The organism is Pseudomonas sp. ABFPK (assembly GCF_001586765.1).
In the GTDB taxonomy this organism is placed as follows: Bacteria; Pseudomonadota; Gammaproteobacteria; order Pseudomonadales; family Pseudomonadaceae; genus Aquipseudomonas; species Aquipseudomonas asiatica.
Map to the genome: position 1 here is coordinate 70,687 of NZ_LQXW01000003.1, position 10,696 is coordinate 81,382.

Annotated in this window: 9 protein-coding genes; 5 read left to right on the forward strand and 4 right to left on the reverse strand. The window is 63.9% G+C overall.

Translation table 11 applies throughout. The annotated features are described in order from the left end of the window. The first annotated feature begins 9 nt into the window (after window positions 1-9). The 3 genes from WM94_RS03295 (at window position 10) to WM94_RS03305 (ending at window position 4,138) form a co-directional block, all read left to right on the forward strand. Window positions 10-1,080, forward strand: a complete 1,071-nt coding sequence (locus WM94_RS03295; protein WP_039612480.1) for a hypothetical protein — start codon at window positions 10-12, stop codon at window positions 1,078-1,080. 166 nt (window positions 1,081-1,246) lie between these two features. Beyond that, the gene (locus WM94_RS03300; RefSeq protein ID WP_061550437.1) at window positions 1,247-2,035 is read left to right on the forward strand and encodes an ABC transporter substrate-binding protein; all 789 of its coding nucleotides are present in this window, start codon (window positions 1,247-1,249) and stop codon (window positions 2,033-2,035) included. A 219-nt stretch (window positions 2,036-2,254) separates the two neighbouring features. Next, window positions 2,255-4,138, forward strand: coding sequence for a DEAD/DEAH box helicase (locus WM94_RS03305; protein ID WP_015272073.1), 1,884 nt, complete (start codon window positions 2,255-2,257; stop codon window positions 4,136-4,138). A 139-nt stretch (window positions 4,139-4,277) separates the two neighbouring features. On the opposite strand, the gene WM94_RS03310 is transcribed toward WM94_RS03305, so the two are convergent. From WM94_RS03310 to WM94_RS03320, 3 genes are all read right to left on the reverse strand, one after another. Further along, window positions 4,278-4,856, reverse strand: a complete 579-nt coding sequence (locus WM94_RS03310; RefSeq protein WP_013974517.1) for a YceI family protein — start codon at window positions 4,854-4,856, stop codon at window positions 4,278-4,280. 34 nt (window positions 4,857-4,890) lie between these two features. Continuing rightward, window positions 4,891-5,442 (reverse strand): cytochrome b, encoded by a 552-nt coding sequence (locus tag WM94_RS03315; protein WP_025340898.1) that lies wholly within the window; start codon window positions 5,440-5,442, stop codon window positions 4,891-4,893. A 256-nt stretch (window positions 5,443-5,698) separates the two neighbouring features. Further along, window positions 5,699-7,552 (reverse strand): flavin monoamine oxidase family protein, encoded by a 1,854-nt coding sequence (locus tag WM94_RS03320; RefSeq protein ID WP_061550438.1) that lies wholly within the window; start codon window positions 7,550-7,552, stop codon window positions 5,699-5,701. A 265-nt stretch (window positions 7,553-7,817) separates the two neighbouring features. Between WM94_RS03320 and WM94_RS03325 the strand changes: the two genes are divergently transcribed. Continuing rightward, window positions 7,818-9,224: an adenosylmethionine--8-amino-7-oxononanoate transaminase gene (locus WM94_RS03325; RefSeq protein ID WP_061550439.1), complete on the forward strand. Its 1,407-nt coding sequence runs from the start codon at window positions 7,818-7,820 to the stop codon at window positions 9,222-9,224. A 129-nt stretch (window positions 9,225-9,353) separates the two neighbouring features. Next, window positions 9,354-10,073 carry a 16S rRNA (uracil(1498)-N(3))-methyltransferase gene (locus WM94_RS03330; RefSeq protein ID WP_061550440.1) on the forward strand — a complete coding sequence of 240 codons (720 nt, stop codon included), beginning with the start codon at window positions 9,354-9,356 and terminating at the stop codon, window positions 10,071-10,073. Here the strand turns inward: WM94_RS03330 and WM94_RS03335 are convergent, their stop codons facing one another. Continuing rightward, window positions 10,074-10,691 carry a hemolysin III family protein gene (locus WM94_RS03335; protein ID WP_013974522.1) on the reverse strand — a complete coding sequence of 206 codons (618 nt, stop codon included), beginning with the start codon at window positions 10,689-10,691 and terminating at the stop codon, window positions 10,074-10,076. Window positions 10,692-10,696: the final 5 nt, after the last annotated feature.

The following is a 10,696-nucleotide window of genomic DNA, read 5'->3' on the forward strand; positions in this document are numbered from 1 at the left end:
TTGCCTGCCATGCAGCCCCCTCAGCCATTGCGTCCCCAGCTCGTCTACCTGGCTTTTGGCCCGGCAACCTACCATCAGGAAGCCTGCTTCAGCATCATCAGCGCCCTCGCCCATCTGGGCACGGGCGAAGCCATGGACATTCAGGTTTACACCGACAACCCGCAGCCCTATGCCGGTCTGCCGGTCACCGTGCACCTGTTGGACGAAGCCACACGCCAGGCATGGAACGCGCCTCACGGTTATCACTTTCGCAGCAAGCATGTGCTGTTGCGCCAGGTGCTGCAGCAACACCCGCTGGCAGTGCTGATCGACACCGACACCTTCTTCCGCAAGTCGCCGCTGGAGCTGTTCGCTCGGGTAGCCCCTGGCCGCCTGCTGTGCAATGCCATCGGTGCGCGCTACGGCAGCAACCAGAAGTGCCTGCTGTACAAGAACCTGCTGGCCATCCTCGAGTCCAGAGGCCTGGCTGATTGCCAGATGCCACTGGTCAATTCGGGGGTGATCGGCCTCACCGTCGAAGACGCCGGAACCCTGGACCGCTCCATCGCCATGATGGACGAGTTCCACCCCCTGGCTCGCGAAGCGTATACCCTCGAGGAGTTCTGCCTGGCGGTGGCGGCCTACCGCACGCTGGAATTGGCCGAATGCACAGATGTCATCCACCACTACTGGAGCCGCAAGGCGCAGTTCCGCGCCAAGATTCAGGCCTGGCTGCGCAAGCACGGCCACGACCCGCTGAGCCAGGCGGCGCTGGCCGACGTATCCCTGGTCAATGACCAGCTGCCACGGCCGCCGGCCCTGCAACGCCTGGGTTACAAGGCACTGAGCATGACCCTGCCCAGCCACGAGCGCCAGTTCGCCCGCGAGCTGCTTTATGGCTGCTACCCCTATCCCAATGAGTTCGACCGCGCCTGCGCGCCGGCCTGGTGGGACAAGGCCCTGGAAAACCTCAACGCCCGCCATGGCCACGTGGAGCCCGAGCAACTGCGCCAGTGCCTGCGCCACCCGGGGTTGCGCCTGTCGCTGGGCGAGCGGCGCAAGGATATCGAGGCGCACCTGCTGAGGTCATCCCACACTTGAGTGAACCTGTGCCGGCCTCTTCGCGGGTAAACCCGCTCCCACAAGTACATCGCGAGCCTGCAAGCCAGCAGAGATCCTGTGGGAGCGGGTTTACCCGCGAAGAGGCCGGCACAGGGGAACATCATCCTCACTGGCCTTGAACAGGCCGAGCGCGTAATCTCCGGGCATGCCACACATCGCCCGACTGTTCTGGATCCTGTTGCTCGCCTGCCTGAGCCCGCTGGCCCTGGGCGAGCGCCTGCGCCTGGTGACCGACGACTGGGCACCTTATGCGTACCAGCACGACGGCCAACCGCGCGGCATCGACTACGAAGTCACCACACGGGTGTTCGAGCGCCTTGGCGTCGAGGTGGAGTGGGAGTTCCTGCCGTGGAAGCGCTGCCTGGCAATGATCGAGCAGGGCTTGGCCGACGGCATCATGGATATCTTCCAGAACGAGTCGCGCCAGCACTACCTGGTGTACGCCCCCGAGCCCATGTCGGAGGTAGAGTTCGTCCTGTTCCAGGCCCGCACTCGACGCCATGCCGTCAAGACTCTCGATGACCTTGCCGGCCTCACCGTCGGCACCTCACCCGGCTACGCCTACGGTGCCGCTTTCAACGAGGCTGTACATTTCCGGCGCGAAGCTGCACCTACCCATGAAGCCAACTTCGGCAAGCTGATGCTGGGCCGCGTCGACCTGGCAATCACCGACCGCAAGGTCGGCCATTACCAGCTGCGGCATCTGGGCCTCCAACAGCAGGTCGAGGAGCTGCCCCTGGTGATCAGCCGCCAGGCCCAGTACCTGGGGCTGGCGCGCAAGCCGGGGCGGGAAGCACTGGCCCAGGCCTTCGCCGTGGAACTACGGCGCTTCAAGCTGGAACCGGCCTATGCAGCAATCAACAACCGCTACACAGGCGACATCGGAAACATTCTCAACGCCGTTGAGCAGCAGGAAAGCAGCACAGCGCGATAGCTCTGTTATACTCGGGCCTTCCCGCCCGGCTCACGCCCGGACGCTCGGCCTCGCAACAGGCATCCCGATCGGCATCGACGCACTTTCGCGTCCACCCTCTGCTACCCGGATGTGCAGTGAAAGCCCAGCTGGACCGGACGCGATCGCATCCCACCGATGCCCGTCGCGCCAGGCAGAACATCCCAAACGGGCCCAGCCCACACGAGAACAGGATTGCCCATGTCCTTTGCTTCCCTCGGTCTCTCCGAGGCTCTTGTCCGCGCTATCGAGGCTGCGGGCTATACCCAGCCGACCCCCGTGCAACAGCGGGCGATTCCCGCCGTGTTGCAAGGCCGCGACCTGATGGTCGCCGCACAGACAGGTACTGGTAAAACCGGCGGTTTCGCCCTGCCGATCCTCGAGCGCCTGTTCCCGGCCGGCCACCCCGACAAGTCGCAGCGCCATGGCCCGCGCCAACCTCGCGTGCTGGTCCTGACCCCGACCCGCGAACTGGCAGCCCAGGTGCATGACAGCTTCAAGGTCTATGCCCGTGACCTGCCACTGGTCAGCGCCTGCATTTTCGGCGGCGTCGGCATGAACCCGCAGATCCAGGCCATTGCCAAGGGTGTGGACGTGCTGGTCGCCTGCCCTGGCCGCCTGCTCGACCTGGCCGGCCAAGGCAAGGTTGACCTGGCCCACGTGGAAATCCTGGTGCTGGACGAAGCCGACCGCATGCTCGACATGGGCTTCATCCATGACGTCAAGAAGGTCCTCGCTCGCCTGCCGGCCAAGCGCCAGAACCTGTTGTTCTCGGCCACGTTCTCCAAGGACATCACCGACCTCGCCGACAAGCTCCTGCACAACCCGGAGCGTATCGAGGTCACCCCGCCGAACACTACCGTCGAGCGTATCGAGCAGCGCGTCTACCGCCTGCCCGCCAGCCACAAGCGCGCGCTGCTGGCGCACCTGATCACCCAGGGTGCCTGGGAACAGGTACTGGTGTTCACCCGCACCAAGCACGGCGCCAACCGCCTGGCCGAGTACCTGGAAAAGCACGGCCTGACCGCCGCCGCAATTCATGGCAACAAGAGCCAGAACGCCCGCACCAAGGCCCTGGCCGACTTCAAGGCCAACAGCGTGCGCGTACTGGTCGCCACCGACATCGCCGCCCGTGGCCTGGACATCGACCAGTTGCCGCACGTGGTCAACTTCGAGCTGCCGAACGTAGAGGAAGACTACGTTCACCGTATCGGCCGTACCGGCCGTGCCGGGCGTTCGGGCGAGGCCATTTCCATGGTCGCGCCGGATGAAGAGAAACTGCTCAAGAGCATCGAGCGGGTAACCAAGCAGAAGATTCCTGACGGCGACCTGATGGGTTTCGACGCCAGCCAGGTTGAAGCAGAAAAGCCTGAAGTACGCGAACGCCAGCAGAACAATGGCCGTGGTGGCCGTAACCAGCAGGCCCGCGGCGAAGGCGGCAAAGACGCCAACGGCGGCCGCAAGGACAAGGGCAAGGATAAAGGCAAGGCCAAGCAACAGGCTGCGGACAAGCCGGCCGACAAGGAAAAGAGCGGCGACAAGCAACAGCAGCAACGCAAGCCGCGTGACAAGAAGCCACGCCAGCAGCAACAGCAGGCCAGCAACGGCAGCGTGCCGAAAGTGCCTGCCGACCGTGATCCTGAAGAGTTCCTGGACGACGATATCGACAACTTCGGCAACCGTGCCGACTATGTCAGCCCGTACCAGGGCAAGAACCAGGGCCGCAATCGCCGCCCGGGCGCCAATGCCGGCCAAGGTCAGGGCCAGGGTAATGGCCGCAGCAACACCGGTGGCCAAGGTCGCAACAGCGGCCAGCAGCGCAACGGCGGTGGCGGCGAGAAACGTCCAGCCCGCGCTAACAACGGTGGCGGTGCCCGTCGTGATGGGGGTGGCCGTGGCCGCCCGGCCCGTGACGATGCTGCCCGGCAAGAGCCGGCCGTTCGCAACCCGCGCCAGCCGGAAAAACAGCCAGTGATCATCCGCAAGGAATCCAAGCTCGACCGTTACCCGACGCCTGAGCAGCTGGATGACCTGCCGAGCCGCCCGCGCGGTGAGCGCCCGGCGCTGTTGACCCGCAAGGGCTGACAGAAGCACCGAGGGGGCTGCTTCGCAGCCCTATCGCGACACAAGGCCGCTCCTACAGGGTTACGTAAATCCCTGTAGGAGCGGCCTTGTGTCGCGATAGGGCCGCAAAGCGGCCCCCTCAGTTTTCAGCAGGTAAGAATTACTTCTGCTTCACACCTTCAACACTGATATCCAGGTCCAGGGTCTGCGAGGTAGCGCCCGGGCCCTTGATGCCGAAGTCGTTCAGGTTCAGCGTGGTGGTAGCGTTGAAACCAGCGCGCTCGCCGCCCCATGGGTCCTTGCCTTCACCGTTGAAAGTGGCCTTGAAGGTGACCGGCTTGGTCACACCGTGCATGGTCAGGTCGCCAGTCACGTCAGCAGTCTTGTCGCCAGTCGGCTTGACGCTGGTGGAGACAAACTTGGCTTCGGGGTACTTCTTCACGTCGAGGAAGTCGGCGCTGGCAATGTGCTTGTCACGCTCGGCGTGGTTCGACCACAGGCTGGCGGTTTTCAGGTCGACGTTGATCTTGCTGGCTTCAGGCTTTGCACTGTCCCAGGTGAAGTTGCCGTCGAAGTCCTTGAAGGTACCGTGAATGAAGCTGTAGCCCAGGTGGCTGATCTTCCAGTCAACGAACGCGTGCTGGCCTTCCTTGTCGATCTTGTACTCGGCAGCCATGGCCTGGCCGGCGGAGAGCAGAGCGGTACCGAGCGCCAGAGCGGCAAAAGTCTTTTTCAACATCCTTACTTCCTTCCTTTGCAATTGAGGTTGAGAGTCAAGCTTTGCGGCCCAGCATGCGGGTCAGGGTCGCGTCACGGTCGATGAAATGGTGCTTGAGCGCTGCCAAGCCATGCAGCACGGCAAAAATCACCAAGCCCCAGGCCAGCCAGAGATGGATCACGCCTGCCAGGTCTGCCTGGTCGGGCAGGTCGCTGACGAGTGCCGGCACTTCGAACAGGCCAAACACCGGAATGCCGACACCGTCGGCGGTAGAAATCAGATAACCGGCAATCATTACCGCGAACAGCCCCAGGTACAGGGCCAGGTGGCCCAACTTGGCTGCCAGGCGGGTAAGTGCGCCGTGGTTGGCCGGTGCCGGTGGTGGCGGGCTGATGAAGCGCCAGACCACCCGCAGCAGCATCACCGCCAGCAGCACCAGGCCAATGCTTTTGTGCAGGTCCGGGCCGGCCTTGCGCCAAGGGCTGTAGTAGTCGAGGCCGACCATCCACAGGCCCAGGCCGAACAGGCCGAAGACTGCCAGAGCCACGCCCCAGTGCAGGACGATGCTGACCACGCCGTAGCGAGAAGATGAATTGCGCAGTTGCATGTTGACGTGTTTCCCCGTGAAAGCTGTGCACAGACTAACGCGTAACGCATCGAATAAAAGCGTAAAAAATTGCTTTGGATTATCGAGAAATCCGATATGTATTCTGTAAGCTTCCCATTAAGGAAACATTAACGATAGACGGAGCGTTCGCGGTTGCCAGTGCCGCCTCTTTCGCAGCACAAGGCTGCTCCTACAGGACGGCGCAGTACTTGTAGGAGCAGCCTTGTGCTGCGAAGAGGCCAGCACTGGCAATAAATCAACCCGCCTTGGCTTGGGTATTGGCTACAGCTTTCTTGGCCGGCTCGGACTTGGCAGTTGCCTTCTTGGTCTGGGCTGGCTTGTGCGCCGGTGCACGCTTGGCAGGTGCAGCCTTGGTAGCAGCAGGCTTGGCCGCCGCTTCCTTGACCACTGGTGCTGGTGCAACCGGGGCCGGCGCAGCTTGCGGGGCTGGCACAGGTGCTGGCGCCACTTCCTCGGCCTTGGCAATCGGCTCGGCCTTCACCTCAGGCTTGTCCGCCCCACCAAACAGGCGCTTGAAGAAGCCCGGCTTATCCTGCTTGGCCTCATCGACCGGCTTCGGCTCGGCCTTGACCGGGGCCTTGTCAGCCTTGTCGCCCTTGTCGGAAGAACCACCGAACATGCTGGAGAAGAACCCGCCCTTGCTCTCCTTGGCCGCCACGGCGCCTGCAGCTGCTGCCGCCGCCACCGGTGCCGCCTTGGCCGGGTCGAACGACTTGCCGGCCAGCAGGTCCTGCACCTGGCTGGCCGCGCGCTGGCCACTGCGCAGGGCGCCTTCCAGGGTGCCTGGGTAGAGGGCGTCGGTATGCTCACCGGCAAAGGTGATGCGCTGCACCGGGCGCTCCCACAGGCGCCAGTACTTGCTGATCTGGCCCGGGCCATAGGCCAGGTAGGCGCCGCCGGTACCGGCGTCGGTGCTGTAGCGCTTGACCTCGTAACCGGTGAACGAGCCACGGGCCTGTGGATAGAACGCATGCAGGCGGATCAGCACCTGATCGACCATCTGCTTGTCGCCGAACGCTTGCAGCAGGCGGGCGTTGTCGCCCGACAGGTTGATCACCACGTTGGCGCCACCCTTGAGCGCGGGTTCGATCCACAGCATGCCCAAACCTGCGTTACTGAAGATTTCGCCCGACATGCGCGCCCGGCTTTCCCACACCGGCTTTTTGAACTTGAGCATCAGCTGGTCGCGCCAGCCATAGTTGGTACCCTTCAACGCCGCCAGGTGCTGGCTGTCCAGGCCCGGAGTCATCTGGATCTTGGCCAGGGCGCGCAGGGGCACGGCCATGACCAGGTAATCCGCCTGGTAGCCGACGCTGCCGACCTTGACCGTGACACCGTCCTTGTCCTGGACGATGGAGGTCACGGGCGAACTGGTCTTGATGGTCTTCAGTTGCTTGACGAACGCTTGGGCCAGCACCGGGCTGCCACCGGGCAGGCGCGCGGCACGCAGGTCACGGTCGCTGACGCCGCGATACACGCGGTTCTGCTGGGCAAAATACAGCAGCGACAGGCGCGATGGCTCATCGTAGCGGGTACGGATCTGCTGGTTGACCAGCTGGCGGGCGGTGGTCGGCAGCTGCAGCTTGTCCAGCCAGGTGGAGACGTTGATCTGGTCGAGGGCGAACAGCGTGCTGTTGGCTTGCGGGTTCAGCGGGTCTTCGATCGAACGGGCCAGGTCATCGAGGGTTTTCTCGTAACGCTTGAGCGCCTCGGCGGTGGCCGGCTGCTTGGTAGCCAGGTCGGTGGCACTGAAATACTCGCCGTCAATCAGGTAACCGGGGGTACGCACGAATTCCGGTGCCGGCAGTGTTTCAAGTTTGAAACGGTCGAGGTACTGGTTGAGCACCGGCTGCGCCTTTGCGTTGCCGATCCACTCGCTGGTAGCCAGGCCCGAGCGCCCGCCCATGCCCGGCTTGGCTTCCAGCAGCGTCACCTGCCAGCCTTTGTTCTGCAGCTCGTAGGCGGCCGTCAGGCCCGCCAGGCCGCCACCCACGACGATCGCCGAAGGTGTCTTGTCCTTTGCCAGCGCGGCGCCGCTGGACACACCAATCAATACCAACGCGCACAGGCGCACCCAAGCAGCAGCCATGTCGGCGAACTCCGAGTCAGGGGGTTACAGAAACGTGGAGAGGCAGGAATGCCCCGGGAGAGATGCGTTAAGAATACGTCAGGTCTACCGACCCTGCCAGCGCAGTGACATCAAGTCCTTTTCGCCACTGACATTTTTGCCTGCAGCGTTTCCACGCGGTAGCAAGCGTAGCTGGCAACCCGATGAACAGCGGCGGTTGTCCTGCCCTGCGGCATTGCTTAGGCTTACGCGGTCGAACCAAGCCGCAAAGCCAGGAGAAGTGCCCATGGGCCTCAATGATCAGTGGATGCAACGCGACCTCAAGGTCCTGTGGCACCCCTGCACCCAGATGAAAGACCACGAGCAGCTGCCGCTGATCCCGATCAGGCGCGGCGAAGGCGTGTGGCTGGAAGACTTCGAAGGCAAGCGCTACCTGGATGCGGTGAGCAGCTGGTGGGTCAACGTGTTTGGCCACGCCAACCCGCGTATCAACCAGCGCATCAAGGACCAGGTCGACCAGCTGGAGCACGTGATCCTGGCCGGTTTCAGCCACCAGCCGGTGATCGAGCTGTCCGAGCGCCTTGTAGCCATGACCCCGGCCGGCCTCGACCGGGTGTTCTATGCCGACAACGGTTCGTCGTGCATCGAAGTGGCGCTGAAGATGAGCTTCCACTACTGGCAGAACGTCGGCAAGCCGGGCAAGAAGCGCTTCGTCACCCTGACCAACAGCTACCACGGCGAAACCATCGCCGCCATGTCGGTCGGCGATGTGCCGCTGTTCACCGAAACCTACAAGGCGCTGCTGCTCGACACCCTCAAGGTGCCCAGCCCCGACTGCTACCTGCGCCCCGAAGGCACGAGCTGGGAAGAGCACTCACGCACCATGTTCCAGGCCATGGAACAGACCCTGGCCGAGCACCACGCCTCGATCAGCGCGGTGATCGTCGAGCCGCTGATCCAGGGTGCCGGCGGCATGCGCATGTACCACCCGGTGTACCTCAAGCTGCTGCGCGAGGCCTGCGACCGCTACGACGTGCACCTGATCCACGACGAAATCGCCGTGGGCTTCGGCCGCACCGGCACCATGTTCGCCTGTGAACAGGCCGGCATTCGCCCGGACTTCCTGTGCCTGTCCAAGGCCCTGACCGGCGGTTACCTGCCGCTGGCCGCCTGCCTGACCACCGACAAGGTGTACCAGGCGTTCTACGACGACTACCCGACCCTGCGCGCGTTCCTCCACTCGCACAGCTATACCGGCAACCCGCTGGCCTGCGCCGCGGCGCTGGCGACCCTGGACATCTTCGAGCAGGACAACGTGATCGAGGCCAACAAGGCATTGGCCACCCGCATGGCCAGCGCCACCGCGCACCTGGCCGACCACACGCATGTGGCCGAGATTCGCCAGACCGGCATGGCCCTGGCCATCGAAATGGTCCAGGACAAGGCCGGCAAGGTCGCCTACCCGTGGCAAGAGCGTCGTGGCCTGAAAGTGTTCGAGCATGCCCTGACGCGTGGCGCCCTGCTGCGCCCGCTGGGCAGCGTGGTGTACTTCCTGCCGCCGTATGTGATTACGCCAGATCAGATCGACTTCCTGGCAGAAGTGGCCAGCGAAGGCATCGACATTGCCACTCGCGATAGCGTCAGCGTGGCCGTACCGGCCAACTTCCACCCCGACTTCCGCGACCCGGGCTAAGCCCGGAAGCCCGCCGCGTACCCTGTGGGAGCGGGTTCACCCGCGAATGCAATAGTGGAGTCACCGCCGCATTCGCGGGTGAACCCGCTCCCACAGGGACCACATTCTCCCTTTAGCTTGAGCTCAACCATGAGACTGTCCCGCTTTTTCATCGACGCCCCCCTGAGCCTTGGCGAGCATGACCTGCCCGAAGCCCAGGCCCACTATATCGGCCGCGTTCTGCGCATGGCCCCCGGCGACGCCGTGCAGCTGTTCGACGGCAGTGGCCAGGAATACCGCGGCCAGTTGCTCGAAGTGGGCAAGAAAACCGTGCGCGTCAGCCTCGACCAGGCCCTCGCCGGCCAGGCCGATTCACCACTGCACGTGCATCTCGGCCAAGGCCTGTCCCGTGGCGAGCGCATGGACTGGGCAATCCAGAAAGCCACCGAACTGGGCGCCAACGAAATCACCCCGATCGTCAGCGAACGCTGCGAAGTGCGGCTGAAGGACGAGCGCGCCGACAAGCGCCTGGCCCACTGGCGCCAGGTGGCGATCAGCGCCTGCGAACAATGCGGCCGCTCGACCTTGCCGGTCATCCACCCGCCAGTGACCCTGGTTGAATGGCTGAACAGTGCCAAGGCCGACTTGAAACTGGTCCTGCACCCGGTGGCCGAACCGCTCACCAGCCATGCCAAGCCGGCCACCCTGGCCTTCCTGATCGGCCCCGAAGGCGGCCTGAGCGAAGCGGAGGTCGACCAGGCCAAGGCTGCCGGTTTCCACGCCGCACGCCTCGGCCCACGCGTGCTGCGCACCGAAACCGCACCGGTGGTGGCACTGTCGGTGGCACAGCAACTGTGGGGCGACTTTTAACTAGCGCACGTAGAACGACACCGCCACGAAGTGCATGAGGCTGCCGGCGATCACGAACAGGTGCCAGATGCCATGCCAGTGGCGGAAGCGGCTGTCGAAGGCGAAGAAGATGATGCCGACGGTGTAGAACACCCCGCCGGCGGCCAGCCAGGCAAAGCCTGCGCTGCCGAGCGAGTGCAGCAATGGCTTGACCGCCACCAGCACGATCCAGCCCATCACCGCATAGATGATGATCGACAGGATGCGCGCCTCGGATCGCGGCTTGATCTCCTGCAGCATGCCGATCACCGCCAGCCCCCAGACCACCCCGAACAGGCTCCAGCCCCAGGGCCCGCGCAGGCTGACCAGGCAGAACGGCGTGTAGCTGCCGGCGATCAGCAGGTAGATCGACAGGTGATCGAGCTTGCGCATGATCACCTTCGCCCGCCCGCGAGTGCTGTGGTACAGGGTAGAAATGCTGTACAGCAACAGCAAGGTGCTGCCGTAGATGGAGAAACTGACGATCTTCCACGGGTCGCCCTGCAGGCCCGCGACCACGATCAGCCAGATGGCACCGATACAGGCCAGGACGGCACCGACCAGGTGGGTCCAGGCGTTGAAGCGTTCACCGTAGTACATGCAAA